The sequence below is a fragment of the Spirosoma panaciterrae DSM 21099 genome, from assembly GCF_000374025.1.
In the GTDB taxonomy this organism is placed as follows: Bacteria; Bacteroidota; Bacteroidia; order Cytophagales; family Spirosomataceae; genus Spirosoma; species Spirosoma panaciterrae.
Genome location: NZ_KB893173.1, coordinates 343,141 through 364,999 on the forward strand (window position 1 = coordinate 343,141; position 21,859 = coordinate 364,999).

The window sequence follows — 21,859 nt, forward strand, 5'->3', positions numbered from 1 at the left end:
CTTTTGAGTCCTTACTATTTTATGATTCTGTGGATTCTTCACTCATTCAAAAAACGGTAGCCCAGCATCTACTGGCTGTACAGGCCGTTCGGCTTCGGCCCACTGAGCCATTCACCTGGAGTTCAGGATGGAAATCCCCCATTTACTGTGACAATCGGATTACACTCGCTCACCCCGAGGTTCGGAGTTTTATCAAGAATGCCTTAGCTCAGGCCATACGGCAGCAATTCCCTACGGCTGATGTGATCGCAGGTGTAGCTACGGCCGGTATACCCCAGGGTGTTCTGGTAGCCGATGTACTGTCTTTGCCGTATTGCTACGTCCGGCCCGAACCCAAAGCGCACGGTATGGGGAAACAAATCGAAGGTCATCTGACGGCTGGCCAACGGGTAGTCGTTATTGAAGATTTAATTTCGACGGGGGGCAGCTCCCTTAAAGTAGTCGATGCCCTACGAGCGGCTGGGGCTGAAGTGCTGGGTATGGCCGCTATCTTTACCTATGGGTTCTCAATAGCTGACCAGAATTTTTCCAATAAAGGTGTGCCCCTGGTTTGCTTAAGCAACTATGACGCGCTCCTTAAAGAAGCCCAGGCGCTTGACTATATTCCAGCCAATGCCATGCAATCACTGGCTGCCTGGCGGCAGAACCCATCCGAATGGGGCCAATAAACGTGAAATTCCGTTTAGGATAGGCTGACGTCCCTAAAACAGATGCCTGTTTGTCGTTACAATCAGCCTATCAACACCTTCAACCAACCAACTCCTATGAACCAATCGGAACATTCGCCCGCGCCCGACGTGACTAAAACCTACACCAATGGGGAGGTCACAGTGGTTTGGAAACCAGCCGTCTGCATCCATTCTAAAATGTGCTGGACACAGTTGGCTGAGGTTTTCAACCCGCGAATACGCCCGTGGGTCAATATGGACGGAGCGACGACGCAGCGCATTGTTGAACAGGTGGATCGTTGCCCATCGAAGGCATTGAGCTATTACCGAAATGAAGAGCCGATCAAACCCGACGACATTCAGGCCGAAAGTATCGTCGAGCCTTTGCCCAATGGACCGCTGTTGGTGTATGGCAATCTTAGGGTGAAAGATGCCAGCGGCCATGAAACGCAAAAGAATAAAGTGACGGCTTTCTGTCGGTGTGGTGGCAGCAGCAACAAACCGTATTGCGATGGTACCCACGTAAAGAATGGCTTCGTCGGTTGACATCCGTTCAACGCCTACAGCCCTGGCAAGCTCCTGACTGACTGCTCTCCACCGGCCCATTGCCTTACTTTTGCAGCCAATAATCTGGGCTCTATTCGAACACTAAGGCGAGCTGCGATTGAATGAGTTGGTTCATCCTGGCCCAGGTTGTATCCCAGGAATGGCTCAACAGAAAGGCATCGACCTCTTCCCATGGGTTGTTTTCCTGAAGCGCCCTGGCAATAGCCTGTTCAAAAGCGTCAGGCGAATTCGCAATGGCAACGGGTGCCAGATGGCCATACATACTCACAACGTCATGGATTGGCGTTGATACCACGGGCAGGCCAGCCGCCAGGTACTCGGGCGTTTTAGTAGGGCTTATGTATCGGGTTGCTTCGTTGATTGCGAATGGCATGATGGCTACATCCCAATGAGCAAAATAATTCGGTAGCGACAAATACTGCTTGAAGCCCAGATAATGGATATTAGGCGCCTGTGGTAAGTTTGATCCGTCAATTTTCACGACAGGACCCAGCAACGTAAACTGCCAGTCGGGCCGCTTCTGGGCCAGAGATCGAAGTAAATGAAGATCCATCCGCTCGTCTATAACACCACTATAACCAATCCGTGGCCCCGGAATGGACGCTACATCTGTAGGCTGAGATAGTCCCTTTCGGGCTGGTGCAAAATGATTAAAATCGATGCTGCTCGGGAAAGCAAATACATGCGCATGCCGAGCCTGCTTGGCTTCAAATAAACTAAGCCCACCTGTAAATACCAGATTGGCTCGTTTGAGTAACTCTTTCTCCTGGGCAAGCAGGTTTGCCGGAGCCCCTAAAAAAGCAGACAACTCATCCATACAATCATAAATAACCAGCCTGGGTTGCAGGTGATGGCTAAAGCTCAGTGCCATCGGTGTGTAGTACCAGCTAATAAAATCCTGGATGGAATTCTGAGCTATCAGCTGATCGACTGCTCTTCGTTGCAGATCAAGGCTAGTTTCAGGGCTGCTACCGTGGGGAATATGCGGCACGACTACCGTAAGATGTGGGTCAATAACGCGAAGTTCCAGTTGGTACGTTTCGCCATACGTTGGCTCTTCTACAAACCAGACCCGCCATTGACGGCTGGCCCGGCTAAGTAAATGCTGTGGGCGCTGAAAAACAAAGTCCCATCGCAGGTGCGAAAAACATACTAAATCGGTTACTTCCTGATCAACTATGGGTGTGGGTTGTGAAGGCAGTGAAGAAACAGGGCTGGCTTCTTCTGTTGTCAAATTTGGGACGGACATGGGCTGTGTAAGGCTATAAGTGGTTAACATCACCCGAAGGCAACGTGCGGTAATTGTCGCAAGAGTAGGAACGGAGTAGGTGCAAGGTTGTTACCAACGTTCCTGAATCCTTCCTGAACAGCTCGGTTTCTCATTGGAATTGTTAGCAGACGGTCCGCCAACTCACTGCCCGGTCGGCAGTCTGTAAACATTTTCCCGACAAAGGCTCTTTTGCATACAAACACAACTGGAATTGCCCAGCATTGTATGTATGGAGTCATCACGATGCCACACCCCATTCCAGTCTTTCTGGTGGGCAGGCTTTGAGTGCACAGATCAGTTGAATTGTTTCGGACATCGCGTCGATCTACTAACCCAAACCGGACATCTGGACTTGGTTGAGGCCGATTATCGCCAGCTTTTACCCTTTCGTATCCGAACCGTTCGCGAAGGAATCCGCTGGAGTCAGGTCGAAAAACGAGCGTATCAATACGATTGGAGTACCGTAAGAAAGTTGTTGGATACGGGTCACAAACTGGGTATCCAACAAGTCTGGGATCTATGTCATTTTGGCTATCCAGACGATCTATCGCCCCTGCATCCTTTATTTGCCCGTCGCTTTGCGGCCATGAGCCGGGCGTTTGTCCAGTTTTACCGCGACCTCTATCCCGACGACGACCTGATCGTGACGCCGATCAACGAGGTCAGTTTTATCTCCTGGCTTGGGGGCGATGCACGGGGTACGTCGCCTTATTGCACCAACCAGGGCTGGGAAGTAAAACGGGGGCTGATGCGCGCGTATATTGAAGCCGTAGCTGCCATGCGTGAAATTGACCTTACCGTTCGGATTCTGACGACCGAACCGCTGGTTCAGATCGTCCCTCCGATCGACGCTACTGACGAACAGATTATTGAAGCCGCTGTTGCGGATGAGGCCCAATTCCAGGCTGTTGATATGCTGGCGGGGTATCTGGCTCCCGATCTGGGTGGCTCACCCGACTATCTGGATATACTAGGTTTCAATTATTACTACAACAATCAATGGATACTTGGTTTTACCGACTATTTGCCCTGGGGCGATCCCATACCTGACCCACGCTGGTTGCCACTCCGTAAGCTCCTTATGAAAGCCTATCACCGTTATAAGAGGCCGATTGTGCTTACCGAAACCAGTCATCCGGGCGAACATCGCCCCCAATGGATAACCATGATTGCCGAGGAATGTGCTGCCGTTTTGCAGGCAGATGTGCCATTATGGGGTATCTGTCTGTACCCGATTATTGACCGTCCCGACTGGGATCATCCTGATCATTGGCACCGGGCAGGTCTTTGGGATGCAGATTTAACGATCGACCCACCCGCCCGTGTACTTCATATTGCCTATGCCCAGGCGCTTACTGAAGCGCAACAAATATGTCTGGGCGTAACGCCACCAGAGTACCTGAGCCTGCGTCTGTAATCCAGTCTTCTACTTAGGGGCAGCTATAATTCAGAATCACTTCTGAAATAGACGTATACGTTTAAAATCCGCATAAGCTCCGGCCCTTGATCAAACACTCACCAGCCTACCTGATACCGAAAGCTTGTGGGTAAGTGGGTTCATAACTACACTAAGGCTGAGTTTCTAATGCAATTCTAATCGACTCTAATTCATTTCTAATCGGTTGGATATGTATAGTTTACAAACAGGAATCTAATTTTGCACTTCCCCTTTTCATGGTTTCAGGGGTATTTGTAACGCGTTTACAGAACATTCAAGTTGGAAATGCATCTCTGATCCAGATGCAGTCTAAATAGCCATTTGTCATTGGCATTTGGCTATTTTCAATTTTCCAGCATCATTCTGACCTATACGCTATGGAAGAGAGTGTAGTGGTTTTTCGGGCTACCAACCATCAAACGTATTCCTGTCTGATTCGTATGGACAGGAGATTACAGATCGTGATCGTTTCCTGGCCCGATCAGCATGCAAGCCCTTTTACGGAAGTAAGTAGTCTGGCCAGTGAATTAGTTACCCACTATCAGTTTAACCCCCAACGGCTACTTCTGATCGAACATCACCCCGATGATCAACGCCCCTTCCTGAACGACCCTATCTATTCCCTGATTACGTTTTCCTGGAATCACTATCAAGCCGAAAATCCTGTTCGCCAGCCACTTTCGTTAGCCGAGTTTATCCAAATTGTATTGGCCTTATCTAATTATTGAATCGGTTCAACGTTTCTAATTTGTCCTATGAGGGAAGCGCCTTCTGGCTTTTGCGTTTTTTTTGACTCGGCTTATGCCCTGGCCCCCACTCCAACCGAAACCGCAGATTGCCCGGAATGCTAAACTCCTGATAGGTTTTATCCTTGCTGATCGCGACGAACGGCTCAGGTATATCTGAGTCTTCATCAAATAAGTGTATCGTGGGTAAACTACGTCCTTTAGCTAGTATTCGCACGCGACAGGTATAGTCAGGCAAGCCACTCGGGCAAAAAACAGCGTATCCATGATACTTATCTGTCAACTGATAATCAGCCTGGTAAATCGGATAATCGCAATAGACAATGACGGGAGCGCCCTCAAAACGTTTATATGTATACGTTGTGAGGATATAGGCTAATGCGCCCCCATATACCTCTTGCCCAACGGCTCCCACCTGCTTCCATCCGGTTGAGACATCTTCCACAGGTATTGGCAGATCGGGAATAGTACGGCCCTCACGCGGTTGCGGACAGAGCATATCGGGAGGAAGCTCAGCAGGAAAATAGTATCGCCCGCGATGTAACAGGTATTTAATAAATTCGGAAAATAGCAACCGCGCAGCCGGAACAACCTCATTACCAAGCTCTTTCAGGTAGTTGAACATAGTAGCCATGATCTCAGCCTCTTCGTAAGCAGCCAGATAGGGCGCATCTTTCAGGGGAGCCACCCCCATAAATGTACTTCGAAACTGCCCAAACCCGAAGCTACACTCCCAGATCCACATCCGGGCAATCACATTGGCTATGCTTAATCGGCTCAGGTCGAAATACAAACGTTTGCCCGTAAGTCGCCAGAGTTTAACCAGTGTCAGAGCACTCATGATGGTGATATTCGACTGATAAAGCAGTTCAAAGCCCTTACCCCGTAGTCGCACCGCCGATAACTCAGCTTCCTGAAGATAGCGGGGGTCTTTACTCAGTTCATACACCTGAACCATGACGTGCGTAAACAAACCAGCCGCGTCTAACTCGCCCCCTTTCCCTTTGCTGGTTTCGGCCTTGATTACAGCCAGTGTTCGACTATCGTAAAAAACGGGCCAGTTGTACCCAAAGTGATGAGCCGCCCGAATCACGAACTCCAGCGAACGGAATAGCAGGTCTTTAGCCACTGTGTTCCCTTTTTCGGCCAGACGCCCCAGATTCATCAGACTATGCAGCAGATACCAGGAGTCAATCTTATCAGGATCTTCTTCTTCGCTGAGCCGATCTTTTTTAAACGATTCTCCGGGTAGCCAGCGCGTAAACGTCGATTTCTTTGCATCGAAAAAACTAGGAATGGCTTTTTGCAGCCGTTCAACCAGCGGGACTGGTTTTTGCAGCCATTCCTGGTATTCCCAGAGAGGCACCAGAATGGCCAGTTGAACCATACTTTCAGGTGGCTTTTGGGTCGCGCTTACATAGGCGTTCAGGTAAAAATGATTCCTGATTCGGCGACCACATTCGGGCGAAACAGCCAGTGTCTGTATGGTCTGCTTAGCCGCTTTGGGCCAGTCGAAATAAACGGGTTCGGGCTTGGGGAGTTGTCGATAAATATGCGGGATAGCCTCCAGGAACATGTCAGCAGCCTCAAATTCGTTGCCGGGAACACCTTCGTTGAGGTACAAAAAGGCATCCGAAATCACGACCTCTTTGTTAGCGCGCAAGGGTTGTTCAGCAGCCGGTAGGGAAAAACCAACCTCAGGCCATTGAGCGTCCACCGTTCCAGAAGGGTCCGTATGCGTTTGCTGGCAGTAGTCGTTCAGAGCAGTCAGATTCTGGAAGTACAACAACGTACCTTCAATGGGTTTTGTCACCGATAAATACGTGAGCCCAGCCGTTGGGCCACTCTGCGTCACATACACCATTCCCTCGGTGGAGGTTGGATCGCTATCTTCATTGAGCAGGTACACATCACGTGGAAAAGCCTGCACCATAAAGTCCTGATGAGGTTTCAGGGAAGTCGTATACCGCAGAAGCATGGGTTTATCGGCACACCGCTCGATGACCACCCGAAACAGACCCAGCGATCCGTCGACCCGGTATTCGACTCTCGTTTCGGTTTGGTGTTCCCGTTTGACCGACTGAACGGTTTGCGGATCAAAACAGGCTCGTATAGCCAATTTGCCATCCGTTGCAAAGTGGTATACAATCCAGAATGAGTTGGGAGTCAGGCAGATTTGCAAACTGCCCCGTTCAAATTGCCACGGTCCATCGTCTAGCTGAGTAGCTTGATTTAGATGATCTTTCAGACCGCTGACCCATTGCGATGTTTGACCTGCTTTCGTAAAGGGCTGCCAGTAAATAAGTTCATCTGATTTTGCCATTTCGTCGAAATCGGGTTGATGGCATGGTTAACTTTTTTACCCATCGATGTGTCCGATCGGCCTGCAAAAAATAAGATAACGGTCTGGCAGACCAATTGGAGCGACGCCAGCCTGGAGTCAGTGGCAGTTCTGTTGACCCTGAAGTCTAGCTATCAGAACGTATCAGGCAGAAGGCAGTTGATTCATGCGTAGCCAGTAATGACAAATGGTAGCTAACATTTCTCGAAGTTGCTCCATCCCAACCGGTTTGATCAGAAACGAATTGGCCCCTGCTTCATAACAAGCATCTCGTTCACTTTGTGAGCTGGCATTACTCATCATAACCACAGGCACACTACGCCAAACGGAATGTCTGCGTAGTTCTGTTAAGGTTTGGAGACCATTTTGGCCGGGCATATGCATATCCAGCAAAATCAGATCGGGTCGTAAAGAGCCTGAGTTCGGCTCCAGCATGGCCATTTCATGGGTAATATGGGCTACCAATTCGTCCCCACTGGCAAAAAACTGAACATTATATTGTGGAATAAACCGTTTAAACGTTTGCTCTACCAAAAATCTGTAATCCTGCCCATCATCGACAATATACAGTAGATTACTTTTCTTTCCCATACACACATCCGTACAATTCGTAACTATATTTTTAGTTCTTTTAAAAGGTTGACGCCCTCACAAAATCGATACCTCCTCCTTTTCTATTAGACGATAATGACCCTTTAGTAGGTTTTAGGAAACCGTAACCTAAACCGTGTGCCTTTATCCAACTGGCTATCTATATGCATCTGCCCATCCAGTAACTCACACAACTGCCGGACAATAACCAGGCCAATGCCCTCGCCCGTTTTTGCCTGTGCCGACTCGGGTAATCCAGGACCTGTATCAGCAATGGTTAGCCACCAGTGGTCGGTCTCGGCTTCCCAACCAATGCTCACACCGCCAGTCTGCGTATATTTTAAAGCATTCAGGACTAAATTCTGAGCAATACGACGAACCTTTACCGCATCACTTTCCACCAACAATCCCTGATCACCTTCCACACTGAGCCACAAATGTCGTTCGTCGGCCAGAGGACGTACACTTTCTGCCAACTCGTTGAGTAACGCTGCCACATCGAACGTAGCAATTTGCCGTTCTTCCTTACCTGCCTCCAGCCGAGCCATATTCAGCATTTCGGTAAGCAGTTGGGTAGCCTGTTGCAGATTGCGCTGAAGCATGGCCAGCATTTGCTGCCGTTCTTCGTCCGAATTAGCAAAATCCAGTAAGGAAGCGGCCCCCTGAATAATGCCAAAATTACCCCGCAGATCGTGAGATGCACTCCTCAGGAGTTCACCCCTCTCGCGCAGTTGCTGCCGAAGTTTTTCCAGAACCTGTACATTCTCGTTCGATCTCTCCAACTCGCCCAGTAGCTGTTCCTGTTGCAGTTCAGCCTTTTTCAGCAAACTAATGTTCTGTCCGGTCAGCACAACCCCATCATCATATTTCAGCAATGTGATCAGCATCCATTGGTCGGTGTGAGGGTCGTAGCGTTCCTCCTGAAACAACGCTCCGGTTTCCAGTACACGCCTTACATTGGGCAGTGTTTGCTCCTGCCAGAGTTTATCGGATAATTCGTAGACGGATATTCCGGTCAACTCCTCAATGGTTCGGTCAGCCACAGCCGCAAACTCCGCATTGCAAACGACCAGCTTAAAATCGATTATTACCTGGTTGGTCCTGCGAACGGGCTTCAGAAACCCGATAGCCGCTGGTGAGCTATTTAATACAGCCTGAAGGTTCAGGGCCGTTTTGGCCAGATCGCGTTCTACCTGCTGCAATTCGGTAATGTCGCGGGCAATGGCCAGCACACTTTCGACCGTGTGATCGGGTCCAAATTCGGGCACCATTCGCGAATAAAACTGAGCCAGCCCTTTGGGGGTTTGAAACGAGTTGTAGTGTTCCTGCGATCGACCCGTATCCAATGTCTGTTGGAGCTTGGTCATGTAAGGACCGGCGACCTCGTCGGGCAAGTCCATTTCAGCCTTGGTTTTACCCAGCAGACTGTCGATCGATTGCCCGGTTTTCTCGGCAAAGGCATGGTTGGCAAACAACAGGCGCAGGTTACTATCCCAGCGTGTAATACTATCCGGTGTATTTTCGACCAGCGTGCTCAATTGCCGGGTGCGCGTATTCAGGTCCTCGGTGCGTTTCTGCACGCGCTGATCCAATTCCTGATTCAGCCCATGCTGTAAATGTACATCGGCCGATGAGCCTATGTAGCAATTGAAGGTACCATCCGTTGAAAACAGAGGCTGCGCATTTTCCATCATCCAACGGTATTCGCCATCGCGTCGCTGGAGCCGATATTCGGAACTAAATGTTTGCCGAACCTTCACGTTCCGGTTGTAGGAAACCTGATACACAGCCTGATCGTCGGGGTGAAGGCTCTCAACCCAGCCATGCTCCTGCACATCTTTCATACTACGCCCGGTATAGTCGAGCCAGACCTTGTTCAGAAACGTAATCTGTCCTTCGGCATCTGCTACCCAGATGAGCGTGGGTGCGTTGTTGGCAATCTGATGAAACCAGGCTTCCCGTTCAGCCAGTAATTGCTGCGATCTCCGGCGCTCCGTAATATCATCGATCGCCAGTAAAATGGAATCCTGCTGGCGAATGACCCGACGGGCGTTGAGGGATAGAATTTTATCGCCCGTTTCCGGCGACGAATAGGTTAGCTCGAATCCCTGAAACTGGGCGCCAGAGGTCACAATATCCGTGAGCATCAGCCGCAGTTCAGGAATATCCCACTGCCGATTACCCAGTTCATAGATAAGCCGCCGTTCGGTCATGCTTTCCGTAAGCTGAAACAACCGATAAAAAGCGGGGTTGGCGCTTTTTACCCGCAGCTCGGTATCGAGGATCAGCGTAGCCTCACGAATGGTCCGAAAAATATCTTCCGCAAACTGGTGAGCCTCAGACAACTGATCGTTTCGTACCTGCAGTTCCTGATTGATGGTCAGCAGTTCTTCATTCGTAGATTCGATTTCCTCTTTACTGGTTTCCAGCTCTTCATTGATACTCTGAAGCTCTTCGTTACTACTGATGATCTCCTCATTGGCCGACTGGAGTTCTTCATTACTAGCTTCCTGCTCTTCAATAATCGAGCGCATATCCTCCCGCAGGTTGGCCAGTTCGGTTTCCAGCTCTTTGATCCGTTTGTTGCGGGCGCTGGTCGATTGGGTGGTTGGGGTTGTCGGCGGGTCAATCTCTTCGAAAATAATCAGAAACAGCCGCTCGCCCGTTGCGGTTTCCAGAGGTATGGCTTCAATAGACGCGTAGTGTGTTTTGTTACGCACTTTGAACTCAAGGCCACTTTTCCGCACGGACTCACTTGATTTATGCGCTTTATGAATCGCATTCCGTAGTTCAAATACCAGCGTTGGGCGAGCCATTCTGATCAGATTCAGGCTGGCTTTACCGGGCGAGGGTTCCAGAAACAACCCTGTTGAACCCCGGAACTGTAGGATCTCCATGTCCTGATTAACCACCACACTTGCGGGTACATATTGGGTCAGGAGCAGATTGTCGACCAGTTTATCCAGATCCGAAACCGAATTGGGTGTTGACCCGGCAGGCAGATTACGCATACCGATTTCGCTACTGTATGGACTTACAATCTTCGGAACACTCAACGGGCGAGCCTGGTTTTCGCCATCAAGCTGGGGGGGCGTCATGGTAAAAGTAGCCCGGCTGTCGACGTCGTTTCGGCGGGTAAATACCTTATAGTTTTTTTCCAGCTGCGAAAAAAGCTGAGCCGACGAACCCACTGTTTCCGACTTACCCAACACCAGATACCCATTAGGGTTCAGGGCATAATGAAACGTTATTATGGCTTTACGCTGGAGCGATGTATCGAGATAGATCAGCAGATTTCGGCAGCTAATCAGGTCCAGCCGTGAAAACGGCGGATCTTTGAGGAGGTTATGCGGGGCAAATACGCACAGATCCCGAACTGATTTATTGATCCGATAATGATCATCTACTTTCGTAAAAAACCGTTGAAGCCGCCGGGGCGATACATCCATCACTTCCCCACGCGTATAGCTTCCCAACCGGGCTTTGGCAACGGCCGATTCGCTCAGGTCCGTTGCAAATAGCTGAATATTTCGATTCAGCGAGTGCTCGCCCAATACCTCAAGTAACAGCATGGCAATCGAATACGCTTCCTGCCCTGTCGAACAGGCTGGTATCCAGATACGAATGGGATCGGCAGACGCTTTTTCTCGAACCAGTTGGGGCAGCAGTACTTTCTGGATGTAATCCATAGTATCTGCATCCCGAAAGAATGTCGTTACGTTGATCAGCAGATCATCGTAGAGCAGCATAGCTTCGTCGGGGTGCTGGCGCAGATAGTCAGCATAGGCTCGCAATGAGTCAAGTTTATACAGCAATGTCCGACGAATTATCCGACGGCGAATGGTCGTTATTTTATAGTGGCTGAAATCGACCCCTGTAGCTCGACGTAATAGCTGAATAACACTTTTCAAATCCTCGTTAGAGCCTTCTATTGTCCCTTCTTTCAGCGTTTCCGGACTCTCATTCTCCTGATTTTCAGTTATCCTCGTTTGCTGAAACAGCGCGATCTGTCCACTCAGCCGCTCCAGTTCTTTGGCTATTTCGGCAGGGGGCAATACGCGGTCTACAACCCCTTCGGCAATGGCAGACCGAGGCATACTTAGGAACCGGGCAGAGTCGTCCTGGGCAAAGGTGATTCCACCTGCTGCTTTGATTGCCCGCAAGCCAAGAGTTCCATCAGAAGCCGTTCCCGACAGAACCACGGCAATGGCCCCTTCTTTCTGCCGCTCTGCGAGTGATAGAAAAAACTGGTCGACGGGCATATGAATCGATGAGCGGGTGGGGCGTGGCTGTAAGGTGAGTGTACTGTTCGCTACTTCTAAATCCCGATCGGGTGGAATAATGTACAGATGATTTGGCTCTACCCGCATCAGGTGTTCTGCCTCCAGCACGGTCATGTCTGTGGACCGTCGTAGTACATCGGACAGATGAGTTTCCTGCGTAGGGTCAAGATGCTGAATATATACGTAGGCAAGTCCTGTAGTGGGCGATAGGTTCTTTAACAGTTCCACCAGCGCTTCCAGACCGCCTGCCGAAGCACCAATCGCAACAATCGGAACATCAGGTAATGGAGTAGTCTGGGTGGTATCAGAAGTAGATTGCCTCTTTGCCATATTTTGAAGACCGCTTCTGAACCAAGCAGTATATCAATCGTTAACTAGATATGCGTATTCGCTAAGTACTCTCTGCTGAGTATTTTTTAACTAAACGTTAATAAAGGTAAACGTTCCCAACAAATATGGCAAAACGGGATATTATCGTCATCGGCGCATCTGCAGGGGGTGTAGTTGCGCTGAAAGAATTGGTGTCGGCCTTACCAGCTGATTTCCAGCCTTCCGTGTTTGTCGTACAGCACGTATCACCCCACTCACCGAGTTATTTACCCGCTATTTTGACGGATGCCGGTTCATTACAGGCTACTCACCCCATAGATGGCGAGCTTATTCAACCTGGGCATATTTATGTGGCGCCCCCCGATCATCATCTACTGATTGAATACGATCAGGTTATTGTTAAGAAAGGCCCCAAAGAAAACCGTTTCCGGCCATCCATCGATGCTTTATTTCGTTCAGCAGCCTATACCTACGGCCCTCGGGTAATCGGGATTGTCCTTACGGGTATGCTCGATGATGGTACGTCGGGCATGTGGTCGGTCAAACGGCTTGGGGGCCTGTGTATCATTCAGGAGCCTGACAACGCCATGTATTCCAGTATGCCTGCGAGTGTTCTGAATTATGTTGACGTCGATTACTCGCTTCCTGTAGCCGATATGGCTGGCTTATTGACCCGTTTGAGTCACGAGACGGTATCACCCAAACCTGCTCTTTCGAAGGAAGAAGAAAAACGGATGGAAACTGAAGTCAATATTGCAGCTCAGGATAGTGCTTTCGAGCTGGGCATTCTGGATATGGGCGATTTCACTCCGTTGACCTGCCCGGAATGCAATGGGGCTTTAATCAGCATTAAGGAAGGCAAACTGATTCGGTATCGCTGCCATACGGGTCATGCCTATACAGCAAGTTCGCTCCTGGCCGAGACAACAAAGGTTGTGGAGGAGTCGTTTTGGAAAGCCATTCGCAGTCTGGAAGAAACAGTGATCCTTCTTGAGCACTCGGGAAATCATTTTGCCGAAGGAGGGAACGAGACTGCTGCCGAGCAATTTCTTGAGAAAGCCCGTCTTACGCGGGATCGAGCCCAACTAACTCGGGATTTTGCGATGCAGCAGGAAAAATATAGTGAGGATACGGGCCGTTAGGGCAAACCGTCAAGAGTTGAAAGATCGATTGTAGTCATACAATTTCTGCAAAAAAGGCTGACTCGTGAGTCAGCCTTTTTTGCAGAAATTGTATGAGCAATTCTTAGGAACATTGCGTTTTGCGCGATCATCGGCTATCAAATCATCCTGTTCTCTATTTTTCTTCTTCGCCTAACTGCATAAACATCTCCACAATCCGAATAAGATTCGGATGATGACGGCTCACAATTAGCGATAAATAGATAATTGTGGTACGATCGATAGCGGTACGGTCAAACTTGGCTAAATCAGTCGAATGAATGGTTCGCTGATAAAACCAATTGCTGAATTTACGAAACCTAGCCTGCTCACGCCCATCGGATGAATCACAAATGAAAACTAGAGCATACCGCTGTGGAAGAAAGAAATGTTCGAAGATTGTAAAGATCGTGGTCGCTATTCGTCCGTCGGCTGGGATACGCCCACCAAACGGGTTATCGACTACAGATATAACCATCTCAAAAATTTCAGCCTCCATATCCAGATAAGCCTCAAAATAGTCGGAAGAAGGCACAAATTTCACCTCGTATCGTATTTCGTTGTTGGTTACAAAACGATATACATACTGTTCTTCTATAGTCAGTTCATAGTCATATCCACTACTTCGTTCCAAGACGGCTTTGCTTATTCTTTTGAATCAAACGATCATAAACGGCCTTTACCTCAGGTTTGTTGCGGTAGTTTTCGACCGCTTCTTGCTGGGCTTGTTTTTTTACTTCCAAAAGCCGACGAATAATGTCCATGCCGTGCAATGGTTTAGCTGGCGTTCCCATAGATACCTGTGTTTGATTTACTTCATGCATTTGCCTCTACGCTGAATACCAATATCTTAGGCTACCGCTTCATAGAGTCCTTCACGTTGTGCTTTTACGCGATCATCGGCAATAAACTCATCGTAGGTCATCAGTTTATCAATAATACCAGCCGGGGTAATTTCGATAATACGGTTGGCAATGGTCTGGACAAACTGATGGTCGTGCGAAGTAAACAGAATAGGCCCTTTGAAATCGATCAGACCGTTGTTGAGCGATTCGATGGATTCAAGATCAAGGTGGTTTGTTGGCTCGTCGAGCATCAGTACGTTCGCTCCCGACAGCATCATCTTCGATAGCATACACCGTACTTTTTCGCCCCCGCTCAAAACGCTGGCTTTCTTCAGCGACTCTTCGCCCGAGAACAGCATACGCCCCAGGAAGCCCCGGATAAAACTCTCATCCTTTTCTGTCGAGTATTGGCGAAGCCAGTCAACCAGATTCAGATCCGTCTGAAAAAACTTATCTTTCTCTGCATCTGTCGGGAAGTACGACATGGTGATCGTAACGCCCCACTTAAACGTACCGGAATCGGCTTTCCGCTCGCCCGCCAGAATATCCATCAGCGCCGAAACGGCCAGGCCATCGCGGCTGTAGAGGAAAATCTTATCTTTCCGATTGACCGTAAACGACAGATTTTCGAAGAGTTTGGTGCCATCTTCGGCCGTATAGGTCAGATTCTCAACCGTCAGAATCTGATCGCCCGGTTCCCGTTCGGATTTGAAGTTTACATACGGGTATTTTCGCGATGAGGGTTGAATATCTTCGATGGTAAGCTTTTCGAGCAGTTTAGCCCGGCTGGTCGCCTGTTTGGATTTCGAGGCATTGGCTGAGAATCGCCGGATAAACTCTTCCAGTTCTTTCCGCTTATCTTCCGTTTTCTTGTTCTGATCCTGCCGTTGTTTCAGCGCCAGTTGGCTCGATTCGTACCAGAACGAATAGTTTCCGGCAAAGAGCTTCACCTTGCTAAAGTCGATGTCCACAATTTGCGTACACACCTGATCCAGGAAGTGCCGGTCGTGGGATACAACAATCACGGTATTGTCGAAATTAGCCAGGAAGTTTTCGAGCCAGATACTCGACTCCACGTCCAGGTTGTTGGTTGGCTCGTCAAGCAGTAAAATGTCAGGATTTCCAAACAACGCTTGAGCCAACAGCACCCGCACTTTCTCCGAACCATTCAGATCCGACATCTGGGCATAGTGCATACTTTCTTTGATACCTAATCCCGATAGCAAGGTAGCCGCATCGGATTCAGCATCCCAACCGTTCATTTCAGCAAATTCAGCCTCGAGTTCAGCAGCCTTTTCGCCATCGGCATCGGTGAAGTCGGTCTTGGCGTAGAGAACGTCCTTTTCCTGCATGATGTCGTACAGGCGTTGATTACCCATAATCACCGTTTGCAGAACCGGAAACTCATCATATGCCGACTGATTCTGTTTCAGCACCGACATCCGCTCACCGGGCGTGATGGAAACCCCACCCGTTTGTGGCTCGATTTCACCCGACAGAATTTTCAAAAACGTTGATTTACCAGCTCCGTTAGCGCCAATAACGCCATAGCAGTTGCCGGAGGTGAATTTTATATTAACATCGTCGAATAACACCCGCTTACCATAGCGGAGTGAGACGTTTTGTACCGATAGCATGGCCTGATTATCTGTTCAATTGAACCGCAAAGGTACGACTTTTTAGCGGGATTTAGGCAGAAAGATCGAACATGGATGGGTAGGATTGTTATGACCTGAGCTGAGTTTTATCCGGGTAAATCATATCGATCCGCATTCCACCTTTCATTTATCGCGTACACAACGAAAACCGAGGTTATTACTTCCACTGGTGACTTCCCCCTTTCCCCGGCTACCGGCTTTGTAACGGATGCAGTATTCATCACTGCATAAAAACGAGCCCCCGCGCTGCACCCGTTTCACGGCTCCGGGCTCGTCGGGATCGTAACTATCCGATGGGCCTTTAGGATTGTCTTTCACCAGTTTCGCATAGTAATCGGGTCGGTAAAAGTCCTGACACCACTCCCACACGTTGCCATCCATATCGTACAAACCATACGGATTGGGGGCAAAGGATTTTACGGGAGCAACGCCCGTAAATCCATCTTCGGACGTATTGTGATCGGGGAAACTCCCTTGATAAATATTCGCCACCCATTTCCCATTCGGTTTTAATTCTGTACCCCAATAATAGGTTCGATTTCCTTTACCACCCTGAGCCGCAAATTCCCATTCGGCCTCGGTTGGCAGCCGTTTCCCGGCCCAGTTGGCATAGGCCAGTGCATCCTCATAGCTGACATGTACAACAGGTTCGGTCTCGTGGCCTTTTAAGGTACTGGATGGTCCGTAGGGATGCAGCCAACTAGCTCCTTTCACATATTGCCACCAGCGTAAAGGATTCTCAAGCGATACTTTTTGGGAAGGTGGCGTAAACACAGCGGAACCGGGCACGAGTTGTTCGGCCGGAACCCCAGGGTAATCAGCCGGGTTGAGCGGCCGCTCGGCAATGGTTTTATAACCCGTAGCCGCGACGAATCGGGCAAACTCAGCATTGGTTACCTCATGCTCGTCCATCCAGAACCCTTTTACCGAGACCGGATGAACAGGCCGAGCATCGACAAACTCATCGGCCCCCATCAGAAAATTACCACCCGGCACCCAGACCATGCCCGTCGTAGTACCCGTACCCAATGCAGGCCCGGATGTAGTCTGTCGGATAGCAGCTGCCCGTGAAGGCATTCCATCAGCGATACAGGCAGCGGCCGAATCGGCAGAAGCCTGCGCTTTTTCTTCAGCCGATTGATTGGTCGAGCAGCCAATCAGCGTAATTAGAAAAGTCGAAAAGAGGAGTCTACCCCACCCCAACCCCTCCTCTGAAAACAGGAGAACGGCTAAGCGCTTCACTTTCTTGTTCTTATTCGCTAACTCTGAAATAAGTGACCCGCTACTCCCCACCCCTGAAAGCAGGGCGGTCCGACGTATCGGTGAGGTGATTTTACGATTTACTGTCAACCAGCTTAAGAGCCTCATCATCCTTATACTTCTTTATCTGCTCCGTAAGTTTCTTTTTCAGATCGGCCATAATGGCTTCGTAGCCTTTTTGGCCGTACAAATTATGCAGGTTGTGGGGGTCTTTTTTAATGTCGTACAGTTCCCAGAAATCTTTTGGTCCGTAAAACCGGGCCAGGGTGTATTGCTCAGTACGGATGCCAAAGTGTGGGGATACGTGGTGCGGCTGCGGGAACTCATAGTAGTGGTAATAGGCTTCCTTGCGCCAATTGGTCTTTTGTCCTTTCAACAACGGCAAAAACGACTCGCCCTGTATATAACTCGGAATGGCGGTGCCTGTCAGGTTGAGGATCGTGGGTGCCCAGTCGATGTTCGATACCAGTTGGTGGATGTGCGTATGCGGTTTGATCACCCCCGGATACCGGATGACGAAAGGCGTTTTCAGGGACTCTTCATAAATCCAGCGTTTGTCGAACCAGCCATGCTCGCCCATGTAAAAACCCTGATCGGATGCATACACGACCACCGTATTTTTAGCCAGTCCGGTTTTATCCAGATAATCCAGCAACTCGCCAATATTGCGGTCCAATGAGTTGGCAACGGACAAATAATCTTTCAGATAACGCTGGTACTTCCACTCCACCAATGCCTTGCCGGTCAGCTTCTTGTCATCAAACTCCTGACTGATTTTATCATAGTAGGCCTGAAACGGCTTACGTTGTTCGGGTGTAAACCGATTATAGCCATTAAAGGCTCCTTTATTGTCATAATCCAGGTGCACTTTCAGATCCTCTTTGAGCCGCATGGTTTTGTCGATGGTCATATCCTGATCCTGAGCCGCCAAGCGCCCATTGTAGTCATCATAGAAAGTCGGTGGGATCGGGAATGTCCGGTTATCGTATGCCCCCAGATCGGGAATATCGGGCAACCATTCGCGGTGCGTTGCCTTGTGACCGACAACCAGAAAAAACGGTTTCGATTCGTCCCGCTGTTTGAGCCAGTCGAGCGACAGTTTGGTAATGACATTGGTCACGTAACCCGGATAGCGAACCGTTTCATTTTTCGAATTCACGAAGTCGGAGTTGTAATAATGCCCATGCCCCGGTAGTACGTTCAGGTAATCGAATCCATGCGGCAGTGCCCCCAGGTGCATCTTACCGACCCAGGCCGTCTGATACCCATTCTTCTGCAACTCTTCAGGAAATACCGACTGCCGAACATCGAATACCTTCTCATTGAGTTTGTAGCCATTAACATGGCTAAACTGACCCGTGAGCAGTGTAGCCCGGCTGGGCCCACAAATTGAATTGGTAACGATATTGGTATGCAGAATAGCCCCTTCGTTCGCTATCCGGTCGATGTTTGGCGTTTTAGCCAGCTTACTTCCGTACGCGCTAATGGCCTGATGCGTATGATCGTCCGAAAAGATAAAGATGATATTCGGCCGGGCAGGTGCCTGAACCGTTGTTGATTTCTCGGGCAAATAACCGGGTGCAATGAAGAGCAGGGTTCCCAAAGCCGCCAATCCAGTCAGCGACCTGGCTATCAGTTTCAATGTCATGCTTCGAAGGGTTTATTGGGTCAAAAGTCGTTTATTTCCTGAATTTAACCTCCACGCTGGGTAAATAGCCAATCCGTTGGGCCGCCACCCGTAACGAATCGCCGGGTTGTATTACCAATTTCTCTCCTCCGTATACCGCTCTATACGAGCGATGCCAACTCCTGCCACGAGATCAATCCGATGGCTATTACCGCTAAAACCAGTCCCATTTTGTTGGCAATCGATAAGGATTCTTTAAAAAAAAGCGCGGCCATGAGCGCAGCCAGCAGAATAACGCCGATGTTGTAAACCGGGTACACAAACGCTCCATTCCCACCAAAAGCCGATAAAGCCATGACGAGCGTATAGAAACTTAGAAAATTGGGAATGCCGAGCGTAAAAGCTCCGATCAGGTTTCGCACCTGAATGGTTTCTTTTCCCTGTATCAGGCGAATCAGGAGCATCACTATCCCAGCCACAATCGCGCCAATCACCATCGTCAGGGTTACCTGAATGGTCTTGTCTGTCGAGGGAATATAATGCAGATTCATGTAGTTAATCATGGTGTTCGTAGCACCATAAAACAGGAATACCCCGATCGGCAACAGAACGTTTGCCCCCAATCGGCTTCGCTTTGTAGAGGAGTCGGTTACCGCTTCCGGCTTATACGTGCTTAATCCAACCGCCACTACCGCCAAAACCAGACCCAGGTAATTCAGGCTGTCGAACACCTTACCACCCGTTTTAAACACAAATAGACTAAAACATACGGGTAAGACCAGCGAGAGGTTATTGGCCAGCGACGTAGCCGTAATGCCCATGCGCTGGGTCGACGCGCCCGAAAGCATGAATGTCAGGATAAAGCCAACACCCAGACCAAAGGCCAGCCAGGTCCAGGTCTGCGAAAAATCAATAGTAAACGACTGTCCGGCAGGCAAAAGAAGCCATCCTGTCAGAAAACAGACCGGATAGTTGAACACGATAGCCTGAAACGTGTCGACTTTATAGCGGGGAAATATCCGAAAGTTCAGCAGCAGCAGCACCGAAAGCAGGATGCTAAGGGCTAAAAAGAGCATGAGTGTATGGGGATTGGTAATTTTGGGGCTAAGTTAACCCGTGCAATCGGTTGTCGGTGTATCTTTCGAGTCCGAACCCGACGGTTTCATTATGGACAGGACGTTATGCCTTTTACTTTCCCTGCTGATTGTTCCTTTCGCCCTGGCTTATGGTCAGAGAAAACTGTCTGTTTCGGCAACAGTCTCCCCCACTTTCTCGCACACGACTTACAGATTCCGGTATTTTTATCCGGAAAGCGATGGGCAGATCGTAGAACCTGTTTATTTGAACGGTAGCCGTTGGGCAACTGGCTTTTCGGCTGGCGTATCGGTCATTCGGGATTACGCCCCTGGCTGGTCCTACTCATCGGGCATCTGGTTTCAGCAGCTTACCATTCGGCAGGAACGACAGCCTACAGCAGGCGAAGGCACCGTGTCGATACATAAGCGAGTCATTCGGTTTCCCATTCAGTTGAATTACTATTCGTCAGCGAACCGATTGGCTCCTTTTTTCTCGATGGGTTTTCTGGTCGACTTACCCATTACGTCGCGGGTGGTCGTGAAGCGAACGGGCGAATCGACCCAGTATCTACGGCTGCTCGACAAGCCTCGCCCTATCTTTCTTGGGCTGCTGGGTGCCGGAGTACGCTATAAACTGACCGATCGGTATACGGTTTCCGCACAGCCCGTCTGGAGTTATAATTTTGGGCAACTGGGTGGCGCCAGCACGCACGATAAATCCTTCGAAATCAGTTTATTGATGCAGACAGCGTATGCATTTTAAGAACCGTTACTACCGGGTGCAACCTCATTCAGACGGATTGCATCTTTGTGTAAACGTCGTTCATATACACATGATACCAGGCTATACTACGCCCTCCCGAAACCTGTTCGCTCTTCTGTTACTCTTTCTTTCGGTAGTAGCAAGTGGACAAACCAAAACTCCAGAACGAAATCCGGCTCAGTTCGACGCCTACATAGCCCAACTCATGAAACGGGACAGTATACCCGGTATGTCCATTGCTATTATTCGGCAGAATAAACTGGTGTATCACAAAGGGTATGGACTTACCCGCTCCGACTCAACGCAGGCCGTAACAGCAGAAACCATTTTCGAAGCGGCTTCGCTTACCAAGCCTACCTTCGCCTACGCCGTACTGCAACTGGTGGAGCAGGGAAAGCTTGACCTTGACAAACCTTTATATGAATACTTGCCCTATTCGGACGTAGCTGCCGATGAACGGTACAAAAAAATTACGGCCCGCCTGGTACTCAGCCATCGAAGTGGATTACCGAACTGGCGTAAAAACCGCCGTTCCGCTGAGCTTGCCATGCTGCGTACGCCCGGCGAACGATTCGGGTATTCCGGCGAAGGGTTTGTGTACCTGCAAAAAGTCGTCGAAAAAATTACGGGCAAACCCATCAATGAGTTTATGGAAGAACACGTACTTAAGCCTCTGTCCATGACCCATAGTGGCTACGTCTGGAAACCGGCTTTCGATTCACACGTAGCCTTACCTCATTATGGCGGTGAAAATGTTGGCGAAAAATACAAACCCGATCAGGCGAATATGGCCTATTCCCTACAAACCTCGGCCGACGATTACGCCAAATTCATTCAGGCCATCCTGACACCAAAGAGTCTGAAGACGGCTACCATCGATCAGATGCTTAGCCAGCAAACACAACTACCTACCCGGTTCTCAGGCGATACGTTATCGACCCGCTTGTATTGGGGGCTTGGCTTCGGCCTGGAACGCACTCCCAACGATGTGTATTTCTGGCACTGGGGCGACAACGGTGCGTTTAAATGTTATGTAGTCGGCAGCCGTAGCCGTAAAGAGGCCGTTGTTTATTTCACGAATGCGACTACCGGATTGAGGTTAATCAGCGACATCACCAGCCTGGTATTAGGGTACGACCCGGCAACGTCTGGCTTTCTGGGCTATCAGACAGCTAAGAAAAAGTAAGTCTGACATAACCCAATTATCACACAGTTTAAGCCCTTTTCAGGGCTTTT

Annotated in this window: 17 protein-coding genes; 7 read left to right on the forward strand and 10 right to left on the reverse strand. The window is 49.5% G+C overall.

The genetic code is table 11. The annotated features are described in order from the left end of the window. Positions 1–29: 29 nt before the first annotated feature. Complete coding sequence (pyrE, locus tag B153_RS0104895; protein WP_026261914.1) at positions 30–668, forward strand: orotate phosphoribosyltransferase; 639 nt, start codon at positions 30–32, stop codon at positions 666–668. A gap of 96 nt (positions 669–764) precedes the next feature. Beyond that, complete coding sequence (locus tag B153_RS0104900; RefSeq protein WP_020595559.1) at positions 765–1,214, forward strand: (4Fe-4S)-binding protein; 450 nt, start codon at positions 765–767, stop codon at positions 1,212–1,214. A gap of 91 nt (positions 1,215–1,305) precedes the next feature. Here B153_RS0104900 and B153_RS0104905 read toward each other — a convergent pair whose 3' ends face one another. Next, a complete protein-coding gene (locus tag B153_RS0104905; RefSeq protein WP_020595560.1) occupies positions 1,306–2,484 on the reverse strand; it encodes a glycosyltransferase family 1 protein in 1,179 nt (392 codons plus the stop codon). Between the two features lie 250 nt (positions 2,485–2,734). Between B153_RS0104905 and B153_RS34645 the strand changes: the two genes are divergently transcribed. Beyond that, positions 2,735–3,922: a hypothetical protein gene (locus tag B153_RS34645; RefSeq protein ID WP_040760803.1), complete on the forward strand. Its 1,188-nt coding sequence runs from the start codon at positions 2,735–2,737 to the stop codon at positions 3,920–3,922. 398 nt (positions 3,923–4,320) lie between these two features. Continuing rightward, positions 4,321–4,671, forward strand: a complete 351-nt coding sequence (locus tag B153_RS0104915) for a hypothetical protein (RefSeq protein ID WP_020595562.1) — start codon at positions 4,321–4,323, stop codon at positions 4,669–4,671. A gap of 25 nt (positions 4,672–4,696) precedes the next feature. Here the strand turns inward: B153_RS0104915 and B153_RS0104920 are convergent, their stop codons facing one another. The 3 genes from B153_RS0104920 to B153_RS0104930 all read right to left on the reverse strand — a co-directional run bounded on the left by B153_RS0104920 (position 4,697) and on the right by B153_RS0104930 (position 12,234). Beyond that, positions 4,697–7,012: a hypothetical protein gene (locus B153_RS0104920; protein WP_020595563.1), complete on the reverse strand. Its 2,316-nt coding sequence runs from the start codon at positions 7,010–7,012 to the stop codon at positions 4,697–4,699. A gap of 162 nt (positions 7,013–7,174) precedes the next feature. Then, positions 7,175–7,621, reverse strand: a complete 447-nt coding sequence (locus B153_RS0104925) for a response regulator (RefSeq protein ID WP_020595564.1) — start codon at positions 7,619–7,621, stop codon at positions 7,175–7,177. A gap of 104 nt (positions 7,622–7,725) precedes the next feature. Beyond that, positions 7,726–12,234, reverse strand: coding sequence for a chemotaxis protein CheB (locus B153_RS0104930; protein WP_020595565.1), 4,509 nt, complete (start codon positions 12,232–12,234; stop codon positions 7,726–7,728). A 125-nt stretch (positions 12,235–12,359) separates the two neighbouring features. Between B153_RS0104930 and B153_RS0104935 the strand changes: the two genes are divergently transcribed. Beyond that, entirely contained in the window at positions 12,360–13,376 is a 1,017-nt protein-coding gene (locus tag B153_RS0104935; protein WP_020595566.1) for a chemotaxis protein CheB, read from the forward strand. 154 nt (positions 13,377–13,530) lie between these two features. Here B153_RS0104935 and B153_RS34650 read toward each other — a convergent pair whose 3' ends face one another. The 6 genes from B153_RS34650 to B153_RS0104965 form a co-directional block, all read right to left on the reverse strand. Then, on the reverse strand, positions 13,531–14,028 hold the full coding sequence (locus B153_RS34650; RefSeq protein ID WP_020595567.1) for a DUF6169 family protein: 498 nt from the start codon (positions 14,026–14,028) through the stop codon (positions 13,531–13,533). Further along, entirely contained in the window at positions 14,015–14,218 is a 204-nt protein-coding gene (locus tag B153_RS37980) for a hypothetical protein (protein ID WP_211221657.1), read from the reverse strand. The genes B153_RS34650 and B153_RS37980 overlap by 14 nt, the downstream gene beginning before the upstream one ends. A gap of 26 nt (positions 14,219–14,244) precedes the next feature. Continuing rightward, positions 14,245–15,876 carry an ABC-F family ATP-binding cassette domain-containing protein gene (locus tag B153_RS0104950; protein WP_020595569.1) on the reverse strand — a complete coding sequence of 544 codons (1,632 nt, stop codon included), beginning with the start codon at positions 15,874–15,876 and terminating at the stop codon, positions 14,245–14,247. A gap of 144 nt (positions 15,877–16,020) precedes the next feature. Next, entirely contained in the window at positions 16,021–17,139 is a 1,119-nt protein-coding gene (locus B153_RS0104955) for a formylglycine-generating enzyme family protein (RefSeq protein WP_020595570.1), read from the reverse strand. Between the two features lie 91 nt (positions 17,140–17,230). Further along, positions 17,231–18,805: a sulfatase family protein gene (locus tag B153_RS0104960; protein WP_020595571.1), complete on the reverse strand. Its 1,575-nt coding sequence runs from the start codon at positions 18,803–18,805 to the stop codon at positions 17,231–17,233. Between the two features lie 140 nt (positions 18,806–18,945). Then, positions 18,946–19,860 carry a hypothetical protein gene (locus tag B153_RS0104965; protein ID WP_020595572.1) on the reverse strand — a complete coding sequence of 305 codons (915 nt, stop codon included), beginning with the start codon at positions 19,858–19,860 and terminating at the stop codon, positions 18,946–18,948. 91 nt (positions 19,861–19,951) lie between these two features. Between B153_RS0104965 and B153_RS0104970 the strand changes: the two genes are divergently transcribed. After that, positions 19,952–20,623, forward strand: a complete 672-nt coding sequence (locus B153_RS0104970) for a hypothetical protein (protein ID WP_026261915.1) — start codon at positions 19,952–19,954, stop codon at positions 20,621–20,623. A gap of 70 nt (positions 20,624–20,693) precedes the next feature. Continuing rightward, the gene (locus B153_RS0104975) at positions 20,694–21,809 is read left to right on the forward strand and encodes a serine hydrolase domain-containing protein (RefSeq protein ID WP_020595574.1); all 1,116 of its coding nucleotides are present in this window, start codon (positions 20,694–20,696) and stop codon (positions 21,807–21,809) included. Positions 21,810–21,859: the final 50 nt, after the last annotated feature.

What these genes read in the sequence shown, in the direction of transcription:
- B153_RS0104900 (WP_020595559.1), top strand. Translation starts at nt 765, where the DNA reads ATGAACCAATCGGAACATTCGCCCGCGCCCGACGTGACTAAAACCTAC.
- B153_RS0104905 (WP_020595560.1), bottom strand. Translation starts at nt 2,484, where the DNA reads ATGTCCGTCCCAAATTTGACAACAGAAGAAGCCAGCCCTGTTTCTTCA.
- B153_RS34645 (WP_040760803.1), top strand. Translation starts at nt 2,735, where the DNA reads ATGGAGTCATCACGATGCCACACCCCATTCCAGTCTTTCTGGTGGGCA.
- B153_RS0104915 (WP_020595562.1), top strand. Translation starts at nt 4,321, where the DNA reads ATGGAAGAGAGTGTAGTGGTTTTTCGGGCTACCAACCATCAAACGTAT.
- B153_RS0104920 (WP_020595563.1), bottom strand. Translation starts at nt 7,012, where the DNA reads ATGGCAAAATCAGATGAACTTATTTACTGGCAGCCCTTTACGAAAGCA.
- B153_RS0104925 (WP_020595564.1), bottom strand. Translation starts at nt 7,621, where the DNA reads ATGGGAAAGAAAAGTAATCTACTGTATATTGTCGATGATGGGCAGGAT.
- B153_RS0104930 (WP_020595565.1), bottom strand. Translation starts at nt 12,234, where the DNA reads ATGGCAAAGAGGCAATCTACTTCTGATACCACCCAGACTACTCCATTA.
- B153_RS0104935 (WP_020595566.1), top strand. Translation starts at nt 12,360, where the DNA reads ATGGCAAAACGGGATATTATCGTCATCGGCGCATCTGCAGGGGGTGTA.
- B153_RS37980 (WP_211221657.1), bottom strand. Translation starts at nt 14,218, where the DNA reads ATGCATGAAGTAAATCAAACACAGGTATCTATGGGAACGCCAGCTAAA.
- B153_RS0104950 (WP_020595569.1), bottom strand. Translation starts at nt 15,876, where the DNA reads ATGCTATCGGTACAAAACGTCTCACTCCGCTATGGTAAGCGGGTGTTA.
- B153_RS0104960 (WP_020595571.1), bottom strand. Translation starts at nt 18,805, where the DNA reads ATGACATTGAAACTGATAGCCAGGTCGCTGACTGGATTGGCGGCTTTG.
- B153_RS0104965 (WP_020595572.1), bottom strand. Translation starts at nt 19,860, where the DNA reads ATGCTCTTTTTAGCCCTTAGCATCCTGCTTTCGGTGCTGCTGCTGCTG.
- B153_RS0104970 (WP_026261915.1), top strand. Translation starts at nt 19,952, where the DNA reads ATGGACAGGACGTTATGCCTTTTACTTTCCCTGCTGATTGTTCCTTTC.
- B153_RS0104975 (WP_020595574.1), top strand. Translation starts at nt 20,694, where the DNA reads ATGATACCAGGCTATACTACGCCCTCCCGAAACCTGTTCGCTCTTCTG.